This is a genomic window from Nostoc sp. ATCC 53789 (assembly GCF_009873495.1).
GTDB classification, from domain to species: domain Bacteria; phylum Cyanobacteriota; class Cyanobacteriia; order Cyanobacteriales; family Nostocaceae; genus Nostoc; species Nostoc muscorum_A.
The window spans coordinates 7,223,459-7,239,362 of sequence record NZ_CP046703.1 but is presented as its reverse complement, the minus strand read 5'-3'; the positions used below and the strand labels follow the sequence as shown (position 1 = coordinate 7,239,362).

Here is a 15,904-nt window from a genome sequence, read left to right as displayed (position 1 = left end):
AACGAAATTTATGCCTTACCAAGAGATTGCAGACTTACCTGATTCAGTCAAAGATCACTTACCCAAGCACGCCCAAGAAATTTTTCGGGCTGCATTTAACAATGCTCAAGAAGAATATGATGAAGAGGAGCGTGCCTTTCGTGTTGCTTGGAGCGCTGTGAAACGCGATTATGAAAAAGGCAGCGATGGGCAATGGCACAAAAAGCCAGAATAGCTCGGATCGTATTCAGCAGTTTTATTAATTTCGCACAAAAAATCTTTGTTAAAAAGGAAATCCTTATGAATTACCTTGTTGCAGTTTTACCAGATCGAATACAAGTAGAAGCCGCTTACTCTGCTCTGGAAAAAGCAGGCTTGCCAACTTCACAAGTGAATATTTTAGGAGATGGTTATTTAAGTGCTGATGAATTTGGAATGATTGATCCCGATAAGCAAGCCCGTAAACAATCAACTCGGCTCTTTGGGGGGCTTGTAATCTTTGGATTTGTTGCAGGTTATGCCTTTAACCATCTCACAGAAGTTGAACTATTTCCCCAGTTTGCTCGATTTGGTAATGAATTTCTTGCTGGTATATTAGGAGCGATAGGCGGTGCTTTGGGGGCTAGTTTAATCGGTCAAGGAACTGGCATAACAGTTGGCAGTGGCGATGCTTTACCCTATCGTAACCGTCTGAATGCTGGTAAATACCTAATTGTAGTTACCGGAAATGAGGATTTAACACGCGAAGCTTCGCGTGTACTGGGTCAATTTGAACCAGAGAATATTCAAGGTTATACAGATTATTCACAAAAGAGCAAACTTGTGAGGAATTAAGTATCTACATCGGGTTCAACGCCGAGCGATGTCTAGCGACAAGCCACTTCGTGTCTACGCAATTGTGCAATCAACCGTTCAGCCCATTGTCTTTCTCGTTCAGCCCGTTGGCTTTCTTGTTCTGTAGAAGTCAATACTCAGTTGAGAGTTTCATCATACCACCGTAACCACGGCTGTTCTACATTTTGATACTGTCCCTGCCATACACCCAAGCCTAATTCTAATTCTGGTATCCAGAAACGTGGCTCTGAGAGTGCTATCTCAGCATAACGACCACCTTCCAATTTAAATACCCTAAACTCATATTTGTATCGATCAAATACTACATAATAAGGAACACGTAGAATCCGTTCATATACTTCCCATTTTCCTGGTGGTTGCTTGATATCCCGCAATGTCTGTCCCAAGTCTTCCTTTTCAGTACCTGGAGACAGCAATTCAACCACAATAAAAGGATGAACTCCCTCTTGCCAAACAACATAACTTAAGCGTAAATCTCGTTGTTCGTAGAGACGGGAAACACCTAAAACAGCAAACCAATCTGGTCGCTTATGCCACAGTGGATGGCGCGGATCGTAATAAAGATTCAGATTGCTAGCAACAAATATCTCATCACTAGGATAATTCTGTGGACGAAAGGTTTCGTCTAACAAACGAGGTTGCAATAAATGAAACTGATCGGGCAAACCAGGCTCCTCTGGATCTTCACTGGGAAGATCATACATGGTCGGCAATACATCTTTTGGCGATCGCGGTGGGTCAGTTTGATACATCATAAAACAGTCGTAATGATGAAACTCTCAGTTCTATTATGATTTAATTGTTTTTGAGTAAATCGTTTTCATACATGAAATCACCAACGCCCGATTTTGGATTGTGAATAATTCAATCTAAAATCCAAAATTTAAAATCTAAAATTCGCTCTCAAGCCTGAGTCTCTTCAAATAAGACTAAGCCATACTTCTCGCCAGTAGACAAAAAGCCAATTTGTTGATAGACTGCTTGGGCTGCTTGGTTATTATGACCTGTAAATAGGATGGCACGTTTTACTAAGAGCGATCGCGCTTCTAACAACGAGCCAGCTACCACACTTTTGGCATAGCCTTTCCCCCGCAGCGCTGGCGGTGTCCACACTCCACCAATTTGCACAATATCAGGTAGACTGGCATTGAAAGCAGAGTAAGAAACTAGAGTATCTCCTGCTACCAAAACCCAATGCATACGCATATCTTGATGTGCTTCAATTATGCGATCGCAAGCAAGTCTTAAACTTGGAGTATCGGTTTTTCCTAAAGCTTCTACGTTATAAGCAACGCACCATTCGATAAGTAATTCCAATTCTTCTGGATGTGGCAAACGACACTGCACCTTTGCAGATGCTAAAGCTTCAGGTATTTGTAAATCTCGTAGTGCTAGAGAAAACAATATCTCATGTTCATCAAGCTGAGTTGGTGTGTTGCTAAGTCCCAAAATGCTTTTTGTCGCTTCAACTTGTGCTGCTGGGCCACTAATTCCAGAAATAGCACGTCCAGATTGTGCCACAACTGCTTGCACCACCTCTGGCAAATATACAGGCGCTTGGACTATTATCATCCCATTCCAAAAATGGGCTGCAACTGCCACTATACTTTCATCTAAGTAGGCTGCTACGTAAGTTCCTTGAAATCTTGCACCTTCATCAAGCAGTCCCGCAGCCCGCCAATTAGAGCGCAAAAACATAGAAGTATCAGCGTGTTGCAAGAGAAATGCTTCTAGCGATACTTCATCTCCAGGTTGCAGAGTTTTCAAAGTAGGCACAAAAAACTCCTGAATGTCCAATTGAGTTTACTGAATAAGCGGTTTCGGGAAATCATAAAATTTCCTTTTGTTCAAGTGACAAACAGTCACCACCAAAAGAGTAACATTTTAATATTACAAATGTAGTACAAAAAAGGAACAGGCCAAATATCTCAATTGCATAGTTGCGGCTGAAAGACAACTTCAGATATGGGAAGGAGGAGATTTGCTCTAGGAAAATAAAAATCACCCCAGCATAGTATTCTGTTAGGGCGATCGCTAATCTCACCTATATGACAGGTAAACGCTTCTATCACATTGGCTTTGGACAAGATGATTTAGGTTCATCACCTCCCAGCATTGCCCTATTATCGGGTGATCCAGAGCGATCGCATCTAATCGCCCAAACTTATTTCCAAGATGTGCGCGTGTTGTCAGAAAATCGCGGACTCAATAGCTATGTAGGATATTTACCAAATGGTCGCAGCATCTTATCTGCTACTAGTGGTATGGGTGCGCCTTCATTAAGTATTGTTGTCAACGAGTTGATACAGGTAGGAATCCGGCAAATTATTCGCATTGGAACTTGCGGAGCAATTCAACCTTATATACCAGTTGGTAGCGTTATTATTAGCAGTGCAGCATTGTGTCGCCAAGGTGCAGCAAATGACATTGCACCTGTGGAATATCCAGCCGCAGCCGATCCGTTTCTGACAGTCGCTTTAGTTAAAGCTGCGCGAGAATTAAAGGTTGAACATTACATAGGGATTACGGCATCAGTTGATACTTTTTACGAAGGACAAGAACGCACTGATTCAGCAAATCCAAATTTAATGCGATCGCTGCATGGCATCACAGAAGAATATCGGCACTTAAATATCTTGAATTATGAGATGGAATCCGGCACACTATTCAAAATGGCAGGTGTGTATAATTTTGCTGCTGCTGCTGTTTGCGGTGTAGTTGCTGGGCGTACTGTGAGTGAAAATATCATCTTAGAACAGAGGGATATTGCTGTGAAAAATGCGATCGCAATTGCTGTAAATGCAGCAGCAACCTTTGAGTCAGACAATTAATATTTACTTGATAAGTTAACTCTCAGTAGTTTCATCATGTCTTCACCCAATCTTTAATTTTTCAATCAGTAATTCTAGCTAATATAGCTTACATCACATTATTTTCATATTCTAAAAATATATAAAAAATCACCATAACTATCCTAAAAATAAACACATTATTTAAGCTACTAAAAGTAAATATTGTAAGCAATTTAGATTTAAATAAATATTGAAAAATGGAGCGAAAGCTAATATGAATAATATTTTTAAGTATGGGATTAAAACCATGACTTCAACTGTGATGTCTACGAAAAGCTACGCCTACGCACTAATCCCAACGCTGATATTTTTAGCATTCTCTCATCGAGCAACAGCAGACGATCCAGGAGCATGTTACATGGTAACGTCCTCCGGTAAAACCGTTGGATTAGAAAGGCTTTGTGGCAATATAGCCGCACCTTCAGACGACAGAGTTTTTCGAGTTTCAATTAAACGCCGCTTTGGTGGAACTCCTGTGATTGACGTTACCTTCAATGACAAAAAAACCTTTGAAATGATTGTAGATACTGGTGCTAGCGGGACTATTATTACTCAAAGTATGGCGAATACACTTAAACTCCAGACTACAGGTACAATGCAAGCCCAAATTGCCGATGGTAGCGAAGTAGAATTTCCAACCAGTAAGGTAAAATCTATTGCAGCAGGTGGAGTTACAGCCAATAATCTTCAGGTAGCGATCGCACCCAAAGCCAGCATCGGCTTACTGGGCCACGATTTCTTCGGCAACTATGATATTAAGATTCTGGAGAGAGAGGTCGAATTTCATCACCGCTAATGGTTGGAAGTAAAAACATAGAAACATGACTAAGCTGATTGAATACGAAGAAGCCAGCGATGAAATCCGGGCAGTATATGACGACATCCGCGTCACCCGCCAGAATGACTATATTAATAACTTTTGGAAAGCCATAGCTAATCATCCCCCTACCTTGCAACGAACTTGGCAAGCGGTGAAAGAAGTGATGACTAGCCCTGGTGAAATTGATCCACTGATGCGAGAACTAATTTATATCGCCGTGAGTGCGACAAATGGCTGTGAGTATTGTATTGCCTCGCACACAGCAGGAGCGCGGGTCAAGGGGATGAATGATACCATGTTCGGGGAACTCATGGCGATCGCAGCTACTGCCAACATGACCAATCGCCTCGCTAACGGCTATCAAATTCCGGTGGACGAGAGATTTAAGACGTAGGAGTGTAGCGTTGTCGATCCCTGCTTCAGATCGGGTTTAGCAGAATTATTGACTATGCCAAAGCTTCAGGTTAACGGGATTGATTTGTTCTACGACATTAAGGGAAAGGGTGAGCCTTTGCTATTAATAGCTGGCTTCCTTTGCGATCATGCCTATTGGTCGTTGATTATGCCATCGCTGATTTCGCAGTATCAAGTTATTCGCTTAGATAACCGAGGTATGGGGCGAAGTTCCGCTCCCGAAACACCGTATAGTCTGAAGCAGATGGCTAATGATGTAGCAGCATTGCTCGATCATCTTGCGATCGAGAAGGTGCATCTAGTAGGTCATTCAATGGGTGGTCAGATAGCTCAAGAATTAGTGTTAGCACATCCTGAAAAAGTGCAAAGTCTAATGCTGCTTTCGTCACTTGCAAAGGGTGATGGATTATTCAACAGCATCATTGAGACTTGGGGCGAACTCTGCGCTAATGTAGACCTGAAACTTTATGAAAAAGTTGTATTACCCTGGATATTTACAGATACCTTCTACTCGATTCCTGGCATGATCGAAGGTCTGATCGAATTTGCAATCAGATATCCTTTCCCGCCAGCAACTCATTCACTCCATTATCACAGCCAAGCCATGCTTGACTTTGACACAACAGATCGCCTTCAAAAAATTCCTTGTCCTACCCTAGTTCTAGTTGGCAAACAAGACATTCTCACTCCTCTAAAGTTTTCCCAGCAACTTGCTCAAGGCATTCCCGACGCTGAACTTGTAGTTCTCGAAGGTGGGGGTCATGGCTTCTTAATTGAGTCGCCTGATACTGTGATTTCAGCCATGCTAAACTTCCTGCGGAAATTGAAGCCAGCCTACTTCTAATTTACAAAAAAAAGCTGTAGCTTAGGGAGTGCTAAATCACTCACTAAGCTACACTTATCTCAGTATTTGGGATTAAAATCAAACCTCTCGTACCGCGTCTGAAAACACAAATCCATTATTAGCGAACTTATTATCAGTATCAAAATACTCACCAATGACAGGTAAGAAGTGGTCATATAGTTTCATTGACTGTAAACAACTATTGATACTAGAAGCTGCTGAATTGTATGCTGCAATATTTTCTTCAACAACACTCAATAATCGGCGATTATTAGCGATTTTCTCTTCAGCTTCTTGTTGCAGTGTTTTCTCTAAATTAGCACGCGCCTGTGGATATTGCTGCAAAATCTCATCTGCTTGCTGATCTGCCATTGGTAACAACTGAGTTTTGAGCGTTTGGTTAATAGTTTGACGGAAAGATTTACGAATAGTTTGTGAAACTTTTGGCTCAAAATCTAACTTCAATAATTGCCTAATTGCTGGTTCTGCTTCTACGATACTTTCAGCATCGTAGCTTTGAGAAGTTTGCAATAAAGTTTGGCGAAATTGATATATAGAAAAAGTGCCTTCATCATAAAATCTCGGACTTTCTCGCACGAAGCGATCGCACTCTACACTAGCTGCACTCACTAATGCTTGAGTAACCTGCTTTTCTATAGTTCTGATCTCTTGTTCAATGCCGCCATCACTATCTAATAAACGATACAACTGGCGATAATATTCTGACTTACGAATCTTTTCAATCAATCGCTGAAAATAATTCGCAACAACTTGCTGAGATGACTCAATCAAAATATCTTCTAACTGATTTGCTAAGTAATAAAATGCCTCTACTAAAATAGCAATTAAAGGTGCGGTAGCATTGCGAGGATGGCTAATTGTTGCACGTTGATAAGCAGAAGCTACAGAAAAAGTATCTAGCAATTCATCTAAACGGCGAATCATTCGTGATTGTAATTGTCTAAAATCTGCTTCAAAAGCATCACAGGAATTATTAATTATTTGGTTAACTTCTTTTGTGATATGCTCACTAAATTCTCTGCCGATTTGCTGGAGTTGCTGATTTAGGCGTTGCAACTCTTGCTGCTTCATACTCTCAATTTCTTGGGGTTGACTATCTAAATTACGTTGTACACTCTGATAATGTTTTGTCAGTTTAATACAAACATCTTCCAAATCATCAGCAAGATTCTTAAATAATTGGGGACGCTTCTCTTCTGTAAGATAGCGAGTAATAGCTGTGCGAAATTCTTCAGTACCACTATCTTGAATTAGCTTTTCTATCAGTTCATTTCCCCAATCTCCCAAAATCCGCACATAATTTTGATTTGGAGTTTCATAGCCGTTAACAGAGACACGGAATTTAGTGGTAGATAACTTTCCTGAATTTACGCAGTAGTTGTTAAAGGCATAGACAAATTGTGGTGTTTCTTCTTTCCCATCTAAACCTTTAATGCTTTCTGCAAAAACAGAATCTAAACCAAATCTATCTAGTTGATTTGTCTGTTTAATCTGACTACCGTAAAATCCTAATAATCCACTTGTTTTATAAACTTTGTTTGAATTGCCAAATTGTCCGCTAATTAAATCGTCTAATCTTTGTCGTAGTTGGGTATTGTACCAAGTTTCATCGATGCGGTTGAAGACATAAAAAACGCGATCGCGTACTCCCCCATTTTGCCGCATTAATTCCAAAAGTTCTGTTTCTTCTTTTGTCATATCACCCGCCGAAGCAGGTTTTAGCACACACACCACCGCCGAAGTATCAGGATGTTGAATTTTGGCATAAGTTAGTTGTGCATCTTTCTCTACTGGTGCATCTATACCAGGTGTGTCAATAATTACGTTGCCATCTTGTAGCAGAGGATGATTACAGTAATATTCTATTCGCTTCAATACTGCACTATTGCTACCACGACGGGCATATCCAGCCGCTTCCTTGAGGTTGGAAAAGTTAAATTGCTCCATTGAGTATGTAGCATTATTAACCGTGTTGATGTGATCGCGGTTTGCCATATATCCCTCTACCAACAACATTAATGCCTTCGCCTGTTTTGCACGTTCTGATTTACTCTCACCACCCTCCTGCTGAATAATCGCGTCACAACCTTGACGTAGCAAGGTAATTACATCAGCTTGGTTAATATTAGTTACTGTCTTAAATCCTAACTGCTGACACAAATAAACTGCTTGTTCCCGAATTTCTGCTTCACTTAAGAACGTTAAAACAACACGTTCTTTATCTAATTCTGCATACTCGATTTTGCATTCTGTACCTGTAGCGTGTCCTTCTGCACTGTAAAGTAGTTCTCTCTCCAATAGTGCATTGATTAGCATTGATTTACCAGCACTAAATGCACCTGCAAATACAATCTCAAACTTGGGAGAAATCGCTTTAGTTAAGGAAGTTTGTACAGGTGTAATATCTTGAGAATGTAGCGTTGGTTCTTGTTGTAAAAGTTGTAATATCGACTCAACTTGCTCTTTCAAATTTTTGCACTGAAGCGGTAAATCTGACATATTCAGCATCCTGACAATATTTATGTATATGTTAGTTACATTTGTTGTCTTGATGGTTCAGTAGTATTTCTGAGATATTTGATGCGATTTAGTTACTGGGTATCACCTAACCCACAAAGATCGTGTCTGGTTAAAAACTTATTAGGCTGACATGAGAGAAGTCTGATTACGACGTTGGCGAGGCCAACTCATCCGCCTCGCTGTAGTCAATTTCAACTAAGCTAATCGTCAAGCATTTTTCCCGAATGATTAGCTTGTAGTAAAGGCTACTTTGTGGTAGGATTTTCCCCCTACTTTTATGGCAATACGGTTCATTAAGGGCTACTGGCAAAAATTTTGGGTTTTTGAGACGCGATAAATCGCCGTCTCTACAAGTGTATTGACTTTTATGCAACTTAAATTGACCTATTTAGCCTGAATTTCAATAAAATCAAAAAAATCTGTATATTTGAATACTTTTTAGGAATTTTTTGGCAAATGTCATGTTATTGTAACTTTAGCAAAGCCTTGCTCAGTCAATTCAGAGAGTCATGATTATCGAGTGGTTCATTCATGATCGACGGTAAAAAAGTTCGGTTTAAATTAAAAAATTATTGGTTTAAAACCTTTGGCAGATGGCGATCCTGTCCGCTAACCTGTCCAATAGAAAGACCTCATCATCGGCATGTTTTTTGGAGTTGGATCGGTAGTTTTTTAGCCATAACTGCAACGTCTTACCTTGCTGCAAAAACTAATTCTCCTTTGCTGATGGCTCCTTTTGGTGCTACGAGTGTCTTGATTTTTGGTGTGCCTGACAGTCCTTTGGCTCAACCCCGCAATGTTATTGGGGGTAATCTTTTAGCTGCTATGGTGAGTCTGATAATTCTGCATTTTCTCGGTGCTTCTCCCTTGGCAATGGGAATGGCTGTTTCTAGTGCGATCGGAATCATGCAGCTTACCGGAACTCTACACCCACCTTCGGGTGCTGTTGCATTAGTCGTCATGATGACCAAACCAGACTGGCAATTTTTGCTAACACCTGCCTTTGAGGGATCGATGATTCTAGTGCTATGCGCTGTGATCTTCAATAATTTAGCGGAGGAAAGGACGTATCCGAAACACTGGTTATAGCATTGTCTCGGGAGCATCTCACTTTTATTGAATATTACTCCAGTCGTTGGTTTAACAATTTCAATAAATGATGCGATCGCTCTATACTTTGAGGACGGGTTCAGGAGCTTTTTGTCGAATAGGCACTTGAATTATGAAATTACTGCCTTGCCCAAGGCTAGAAAAACATAGCAATTTCCCACCATGTTTTTCCGTAATGATTTGGTAGCTGATTGCCATACCCATGCCTGTTCCTTTGCCTACAGGTTTGGTAGTAAAAAATGGATCGAAGATCCGGCTTTGAACCGATTCTGGCATTCCTTGTGCATTATCAGCGATCGCAATTTCTATTGATTGTGAATCAACTACTGAAGTGCGGATAGTAATTTGACTGGGATTTTCCTCTATCTGTTGAGAGGTACGCTTGATATCTAACTCATCAAGAGCATCCATTGCATTTACCAGAACATTCATTAATACTTGGTTGAGTTGACCAGGATAGCATTCTACTTGCGGCAAGTTGCCATAATCTTTAATAACTTCAATTGCTGGACGGTCTGGTTTATCTTTGAGGCGGTGTTGCAGAATTAAGAGCGTACTTTCGATACCTTCATGAATATCAACTGCCTTAAATTCCGCTTCATCCATACGCGAAAAATTCCGCAGCGATCGCACAATATTACGAATCCTCTCAGTCCCCATTTTCATTGAAGGCAGTATCTTTTGTAAATCTTCAATGAGAAATTCTAGATCGATTTCCTCTGCTAATGCTTGAATTTCTGGGTCATGACTAGAATAGCGTTCTTGGTAGAGATAAATCATCTGTAACAAGTTTTGAGTATATTCATCCAAGTGAGTAATATTGCCGTGAATAAAGTTGACTGGGTTATTGATTTCATGGGCAATACCTGCTACCAGTTGACCCAGACTAGACATTTTTTCACTTTGAACTACTTGTGCTTGGGTACGCTGCAATTCACCCATCGCTGTTTTAAGTTCAACAGTCCGTTGTTCGACTCGCGCTTCTAGTTCGGCATTACTGTTTTCTAAAGCAATAAAGGATTCCCGCAATTGCCCTGCCATGTGATTAAAAGAGTGACCAAGAGTGTTGAGTTCATCGATATTCCCCTCTTGGAGTGTCTGTTGTAAATCACCAAATGCTATTGCTTGGGTAGTCTGATTCAAGCGCAAGATAGGATGTGCAATCCAGCGCGAGGTAAATATGCCAACCGTCGTTGCTACTATCAGCGCCCCAAAACACAGCAGGATGCTAATTTGGGTGTTGGCATAGATTTGCGCCATGTAAGTTTTTTCCGGAATACCAACTACCACTAACCAGTCCAAACCATATTGGTCACGCCAAGGCACAATATGCACGTATAAATTTTCTCCTTGAACATTAACTTTCAGTTTTTGGGTATTGGTAACGGACTGAAAATCTGGAATGCGCTGCTGAAGCTGCTTGGCAATGCTTTGTAGCACCGGATTGGGGCTGTCGATCGCTTTAAGGCGTTTAATTTCGTTATTGACTACGGTAAAAGGCTTTTCTTGAGCAGAATTGGCAACCAACATACCATCACGCTCCATAATAAAAACTTGTCCGAAGCTGCTGACATTTAATTTTTGTAAAAATTCACTGAGTTTCAACAGGTGAATTTCAGCCCCCACAACACCAATCAGTTTTTTGCTGGCATCATAAATCGGACGACCTGCCGATGCCACAATATAGGGGGGATAAGCAGGATCGTAATAAGTATAAATGCGAACCCAGATAGGTTTCCCGGCTTTGACAGGTTCAGTATAGGCAAGTTCATTGACGGTATCCCAAGTACTGGTCGTCATCACTTTGGTTGGGTTGCCATCATTATCTGTTAAGTAAGTTTTCGTATTTTTCGGCAGGCTTGGCGTTTTGATCGCATTATCATCGATTGTCACCGTTTTGCCATCGTAACGGCCGGCTCCAGTTCCTTCACCAGTTGCTAGGTTCAAGCTGATAAAGGTTAGGTCATAGGCTTGCATTTCGTGCCAGAAGTACTTACCAACCTTGAGGCGATCGCGCACATTCAGCAATCCCATGCGAATTGCATCCGCATTTAACTGGATAACTTTATGAGGAATCGATAGGTAAGCATCTAAATGTTGATTTACCTCACCACTGGTTCGCTCCATCAACTGATCAGCTAGATCGTTCACCGCTTTCTCGCCATTTTTAAACGACAGATACCCGACCAGCCCCACGATGCCAAAAAGTTGCAATACGAAAGGAACGACCAGAACAAGCTGTAATGAAAATGCACGGACTTTGCCAGATGGATGTATCTTCATGAGTGGTAAATCTTGGTTCGCGCAGGTCTTTACTTAACCTAGATTACCCATGAGCAACTTCGGACTATCAAAATAATGTTGTGTTTAATTAAGAAGTAAATAACTAATAGGCAATATCTCTGTTTACAATTCCTCAACTTATTGCTATTGAACTTAATTGTACAAAATAGTCTTTTTGCAAAAATCAAATTACTGAAATAGTTAGAATTTAGGCTACTTTCTAGTATAAATACTAATTTCAATCAACTTAATTATTTATTTATTTTCAGTGCCTTTACTCAAGATTGATAAAGTTATAAAAGTTATTTTGGCTATATAAAATGTCAGTTTTACGTTAATTTATAGCAAATTTCAAAGCTAGATTGGCATTCAGAAAATCTATAACAAAGGACTAAAACTTTAATGGAATTTAATCACTTAACAAAGCAGCTTAATCAACTGCTCGCTCAGGATTATGTGGCATTTAGCATTACAGAAAATCCTGTTGTAAAAATACTTAGTCAGGTAAGCTTTGCTCAGATTGCTTATGTCATGCAGCAATATTCGATTTTTCCAAAGGAGTTGGTGGGTTTCACAGAGTTAGCAAGACAGAAAGCCCTGGCAGCTGGATGGAACAGTGTAGCCCAAGAACTCAAAGAAAATATAGCTGAGGAAATGGGTAGCACTACCCAAGGAATCTCTCATTACACACTTTTAGCTGAAGGGCTAGAAGAAGGACTGGGCGTTCCTGTGAAAAACACAATGCCGTCAATAGCTACATTCAAACTGCTGAGAACTATGCAATCGGTATTTGATAAACAAATATACTATGTGCTTGGGGCAATCTATGCGATCGAGGCAACCTCAATTCCAGAATTAACTCTAATCGTGCAACTTCTAGATTGGTTGCTGGAAGGAGCAATGCCCAAAGATTTGGAATATTTCTTCAGCAAGCATTTAAACGAGTGGGAAATTGAACATGAAGCGGGCTTGAGAACATGTCTGGCAGCCTACATACAACCCGAAGAATTTGGAGAGTTTGCAGCAGGGTTTCGGGGAATGATCGATGCAATGCAGACCTGGTGGCAGGAATTAGCGCAAGAGGCAATCTCATCTGAGGTTGTTCTGAGTACAGCGATCGCTCAACACCATTGATTAAATAGAACTTAATACTATGAATATCTTCACCCATCCATCATTTGTGGATGAAACTCCTAATACTAATAAACCAAAATTTGGACTACCTAGTGATTACTACTTTAGCGAGCAAATTTTTGCTTATGAGCAGCAAACTATCTGGCGTAACACCTGGCAGTTTGTAGGACGTGAATCTGATTTACCTAATCCTGGGGATTATTTAACTTGCCAAGTTGGCGATCAGCCCATGTTCGTGATTCGAGATCATAATGGCATATTGGGAGGGATGCACAATGTTTGTCCGCATCGCGGAGCGCAGATGTTGCAAGGGCAGGGTCATTGTCAACGGGTGCGTTGTCCGTATCATGGTTGGAATTTCAATTATGAAGGCAATCTTAAAGGTTTACCTCGCGCTGAGTGTTTTCCCAATTTAGATAAGTCGGCTGTCTATCTAGCTAAGGGACGAGTAGAGACATGGGGCGGCTTTATCTTTGTTAACTCAGAAGCAGAAGGGCAATCTTTAGTAAGTTATTTGGCTGGATTTTCAGCTTACTTAGAGCAATATCAGCACCGTTGGCAGGAACTTCAGCAGGTTGACCACTGGTTTTATGAAGAGCCAGCCAATTGGAAATTTCCCATTGAAAATTATCTAGAGTGTTATCACTTGTCAGTTGTTCATGCCCAAAGTTTAAAGTGTTTCGATCCGAAGAATATTATTTACACTCCAACTGGGCAACACTATCAGATATTTGTTCCTTTTACAGATGATGAATTTGTGAAAGATCACCCCGCTTTTTCAGGAGAACCAAGGGGACAATCTTACCAGGGCTTCATCTTTCCCAATATGATGATTAATACCGCAAGAGACAAAGTTTCAGTTTTTCGGCTGACTCCTTTATCTCCCACAATAACTAAGTTTGAGGTTTTTATTTATCAAACAAAAGCCCAGATTGAAGCATTTCCTTATAAGCAGGATGAATTTCGACCTGAATTTGAGCGGGTGTTAAATGAAGACTTTGGGGTGGTGCGATCGCTACAAGCAAGTGTTCACTCCAAAGCTTATGGTGTACTTCAGCTTGCAGACATTGAATATGGGATTTCTCACTTCCATCAAGTTTTGTCGAAGTACTACCAACCCTAATACACTTTCCTCAGTATCAAGTCTAGAAGATTGATGACAACGCCCTTACGATCGCAAGGGCATTGTCGTTATGATCGCTGGATAGATCCGGTGAGGATGTCAATCAATCTTCAAGTTGAAAGGCAAACGAGCATAAACTCCCTGTGGATCGTTCATTTTTTGCAGAATCTCTACTTCCTGTTGCAATTTCTGGAATTCAGTGATGATGGGGTTAGATGGTTTGAGTTGCGCCGCTTCAATTCCTAAAGCAGTCCGCGCCTCTTCAGTTGCACGCCCAAAAAAGCGTTCTCCGAAACTGCTAGTGCGAGGATATTCTTGCACTTCCCAGTCTTCTCCTAGTTTCGCCTCTTTGACAGCATAAGCGATCGCACTATTCAAACCACCAATTTCATCCACTAAACCAATTTCCTTCGCCGCCAAACCCGACCAAACCCTTCCTTGGGCAATTTCTGCAACTTTTTGTTCTGGGAGTTTCCGACCTTGAGAAACTTTATTCAGAAACATATTATAAATGCGGTTAACACTACGTTGATAAAGTGCCAACTCTTGAGGCGATTTTGGACGCGAAACTGTTTGACTATCAGCATAGGTTCCAGTCTTCACCGAATCCCAGGTGATGCCGTTATCATTGGCCAGCTTTTCACCATTAAATAGCAACCCAAATACACCTATGGAACCTGTAATGGTATTTGGTTCAGCAAAAATGCGATTAGAGTCGCTAGCAATCCAATAACCGCCAGAGGCGGCTACATCACCCATTGACACTACAACCGGTTTGGCTTCACGGGTTAATTTCACTTCTCGTTGCATAACTTCGGCTGCGGTAGCGCTACCACCAGGACTATTAATCCGCAATACAACAGCCTTCACATCCTTATCTTGTCGGAGTTTGCTGAAGATTTTGGCAAAGCGATCGCCTCCTACTTGTCCAGCATCACCTTTACCATCGACAATTTCACCCTCTGCATAAACAACGGCAATTTGATTTTTTGAGCTACGTTCTACACCCAAAGATTTGCCAGAAACTTCTGCGTAGTTATTTAGGTTAATTTGTCGGAATGTTTTGTCGTCTTTATCGCTATTTGTCAACTTTTTGAGGTCACTCACCACTTCATCAGGGTATGCTACTCGATCGACTAAACCGCTAGTCTTGGCTTGTGTGGCTTCTAGTACCGCCTGACTATCTGCGATCGCTTGCAACTGGTTAGGTTCAATTTTCCGACTTGCACCTACAGTAGTGCGCCACTCTCCCCAAACATCATCTAACAATTTCTGAGTTTGTTCGCGGTTTTCTGGACTCAATTTTGTGAGGATGAACGGTTCTACAGCACCTTTGAATTTACCCACTCGCACGACTTGCACACCAATGCCGTACTTCTGTAATGCACCCGCTAAGAACATCGGTTGTGAACTCAAACCGTTGACTTCCATCATTCCCAAAGGATTAAGCACAATGGAATCTGCCACTGAACTAAGGTAATATTCCTTTTCACTCCAATCACTGCCATAAGCCACAATCTTTTTCCCAGAAGCGCGAAACTCCTCCAGCGCTTTCCGAATTTCTTTAAGGGAGGCATAGCCGACGTTACCAGCTTGACTAGCGCTAGTTGAATCGAGGTAGATCCCAACAATTCGTGGATCGCGTCGTGCTTTTTCCAAAGTTTCTACAACTTTGCGGAGTGCCATTCTTTCGTCATCCACACCTGATATTGTGTTTTGAAACAGTTCGTCAGAACTAGGTTCGCTATCAGTAATTTTCATTGACAAGTCAAAAACCAACACTGACTTATCTTTTACATTTGGCCCTGTATCTTTAGACGAGCTAGCAGCGAATATTAGCAACAATAGTCCAGTGGTTCCTAGACCACCAAAAATAATTAGTCCTAATAATGTGCCAACTAAACTAGCAAAAGTTTGTTTGATAAAATTACGCATTAGTTATTAGTTAT

General features: G+C 41.0%; 13 protein-coding genes and 1 pseudogene. 9 read left to right on the top strand and 5 right to left on the bottom strand.

What is annotated here, in order from left to right; genetic code table 11:
• The first annotated feature begins 10 nt into the window (after positions 1 to 10).
• Positions 11 to 214, top strand: coding sequence for a ChaB family protein (locus tag GJB62_RS29860; RefSeq protein WP_114080618.1), 204 nt, complete (start codon positions 11 to 13; stop codon positions 212 to 214).
• 65 nt (positions 215 to 279) lie between these two features.
• Complete coding sequence (locus GJB62_RS29855) at positions 280 to 813, top strand: hypothetical protein (protein WP_114080726.1); 534 nt, start codon at positions 280 to 282, stop codon at positions 811 to 813.
• 32 nt (positions 814 to 845) lie between these two features.
• Here the strand turns inward: GJB62_RS29855 and GJB62_RS29850 are convergent.
• Together GJB62_RS29850 and GJB62_RS29845 are read right to left on the bottom strand one after the other, a co-directional pair.
• Positions 846 to 1,586: pseudogene (locus GJB62_RS29850) on the bottom strand (Uma2 family endonuclease).
• Positions 1,587 to 1,737: 151 nt separating this feature from the next.
• Positions 1,738 to 2,610 (bottom strand): GNAT family N-acetyltransferase, encoded by an 873-nt coding sequence (locus GJB62_RS29845; RefSeq protein ID WP_167756000.1) that lies wholly within the window; start codon positions 2,608 to 2,610, stop codon positions 1,738 to 1,740.
• A 272-nt stretch (positions 2,611 to 2,882) separates the two neighbouring features.
• Between GJB62_RS29845 and GJB62_RS29840 the strand changes: the two genes are divergently transcribed.
• The 4 genes from GJB62_RS29840 (at position 2,883) to GJB62_RS29825 (ending at position 5,764) form a co-directional block, all read left to right on the top strand.
• The gene (locus GJB62_RS29840; protein ID WP_114080620.1) at positions 2,883 to 3,665 is read left to right on the top strand and encodes a nucleoside phosphorylase; all 783 of its coding nucleotides are present in this window, start codon (positions 2,883 to 2,885) and stop codon (positions 3,663 to 3,665) included.
• 268 nt (positions 3,666 to 3,933) lie between these two features.
• Positions 3,934 to 4,482 (top strand): retropepsin-like aspartic protease, encoded by a 549-nt coding sequence (locus GJB62_RS29835; RefSeq protein ID WP_181852795.1) that lies wholly within the window; start codon positions 3,934 to 3,936, stop codon positions 4,480 to 4,482.
• Positions 4,483 to 4,507: 25 nt separating this feature from the next.
• On the top strand, positions 4,508 to 4,900 hold the full coding sequence (locus tag GJB62_RS29830) for a carboxymuconolactone decarboxylase family protein (protein WP_114080621.1): 393 nt from the start codon (positions 4,508 to 4,510) through the stop codon (positions 4,898 to 4,900).
• A gap of 54 nt (positions 4,901 to 4,954) precedes the next feature.
• Positions 4,955 to 5,764: an alpha/beta fold hydrolase gene (locus GJB62_RS29825; protein WP_114080622.1), complete on the top strand. Its 810-nt coding sequence runs from the start codon at positions 4,955 to 4,957 to the stop codon at positions 5,762 to 5,764.
• Between the two features lie 78 nt (positions 5,765 to 5,842).
• Here GJB62_RS29825 and GJB62_RS29820 read toward each other — a convergent pair whose 3' ends face one another.
• The gene (locus GJB62_RS29820; protein WP_114080623.1) at positions 5,843 to 8,284 is read right to left on the bottom strand and encodes a dynamin-like GTPase family protein; all 2,442 of its coding nucleotides are present in this window, start codon (positions 8,282 to 8,284) and stop codon (positions 5,843 to 5,845) included.
• Between the two features lie 552 nt (positions 8,285 to 8,836).
• Here GJB62_RS29820 and GJB62_RS29815 point away from each other — a divergent pair.
• Positions 8,837 to 9,394, top strand: coding sequence for an HPP family protein (locus GJB62_RS29815; RefSeq protein WP_114080624.1), 558 nt, complete (start codon positions 8,837 to 8,839; stop codon positions 9,392 to 9,394).
• Positions 9,395 to 9,475: 81 nt separating this feature from the next.
• Here GJB62_RS29815 and GJB62_RS29810 read toward each other — a convergent pair whose 3' ends face one another.
• Positions 9,476 to 11,698: an ATP-binding protein gene (locus GJB62_RS29810; protein ID WP_114080625.1), complete on the bottom strand. Its 2,223-nt coding sequence runs from the start codon at positions 11,696 to 11,698 to the stop codon at positions 9,476 to 9,478.
• A gap of 402 nt (positions 11,699 to 12,100) precedes the next feature.
• Between GJB62_RS29810 and GJB62_RS29805 the strand changes: the two genes are divergently transcribed.
• Together GJB62_RS29805 and GJB62_RS29800 are read left to right on the top strand one after the other, a co-directional pair.
• On the top strand, positions 12,101 to 12,832 hold the full coding sequence (locus GJB62_RS29805) for a DUF3865 domain-containing protein (protein ID WP_114080626.1): 732 nt from the start codon (positions 12,101 to 12,103) through the stop codon (positions 12,830 to 12,832).
• 19 nt (positions 12,833 to 12,851) lie between these two features.
• Positions 12,852 to 13,955: an aromatic ring-hydroxylating dioxygenase subunit alpha gene (locus GJB62_RS29800; protein WP_114080627.1), complete on the top strand. Its 1,104-nt coding sequence runs from the start codon at positions 12,852 to 12,854 to the stop codon at positions 13,953 to 13,955.
• A gap of 99 nt (positions 13,956 to 14,054) precedes the next feature.
• On the opposite strand, the gene sppA is transcribed toward GJB62_RS29800, so the two are convergent.
• Positions 14,055 to 15,890 (bottom strand): signal peptide peptidase SppA, encoded by a 1,836-nt coding sequence (sppA, locus tag GJB62_RS29795; protein WP_114080628.1) that lies wholly within the window; start codon positions 15,888 to 15,890, stop codon positions 14,055 to 14,057.
• Positions 15,891 to 15,904 lie beyond the last annotated feature (14 nt).

Bases quoted from the DNA above. Each gene is read 5' to 3' on its own strand.
- GJB62_RS29860 (WP_114080618.1), top strand. From the start codon at position 11: ATGCCTTACCAAGAGATTGCAGACTTACCTGATTCAGTCAAAGATCAC.
- GJB62_RS29855 (WP_114080726.1), top strand. From the start codon at position 280: ATGAATTACCTTGTTGCAGTTTTACCAGATCGAATACAAGTAGAAGCC.
- GJB62_RS29840 (WP_114080620.1), top strand. From the start codon at position 2,883: ATGACAGGTAAACGCTTCTATCACATTGGCTTTGGACAAGATGATTTA.
- GJB62_RS29835 (WP_181852795.1), top strand. From the start codon at position 3,934: ATGACTTCAACTGTGATGTCTACGAAAAGCTACGCCTACGCACTAATC.
- GJB62_RS29830 (WP_114080621.1), top strand. From the start codon at position 4,508: ATGACTAAGCTGATTGAATACGAAGAAGCCAGCGATGAAATCCGGGCA.
- GJB62_RS29825 (WP_114080622.1), top strand. From the start codon at position 4,955: ATGCCAAAGCTTCAGGTTAACGGGATTGATTTGTTCTACGACATTAAG.
- GJB62_RS29820 (WP_114080623.1), bottom strand. From the start codon at position 8,284: ATGTCAGATTTACCGCTTCAGTGCAAAAATTTGAAAGAGCAAGTTGAG.
- GJB62_RS29815 (WP_114080624.1), top strand. From the start codon at position 8,837: ATGATCGACGGTAAAAAAGTTCGGTTTAAATTAAAAAATTATTGGTTT.
- GJB62_RS29810 (WP_114080625.1), bottom strand. From the start codon at position 11,698: ATGAAGATACATCCATCTGGCAAAGTCCGTGCATTTTCATTACAGCTT.
- GJB62_RS29805 (WP_114080626.1), top strand. From the start codon at position 12,101: ATGGAATTTAATCACTTAACAAAGCAGCTTAATCAACTGCTCGCTCAG.
- GJB62_RS29800 (WP_114080627.1), top strand. From the start codon at position 12,852: ATGAATATCTTCACCCATCCATCATTTGTGGATGAAACTCCTAATACT.
- sppA (WP_114080628.1), bottom strand. From the start codon at position 15,890: ATGCGTAATTTTATCAAACAAACTTTTGCTAGTTTAGTTGGCACATTA.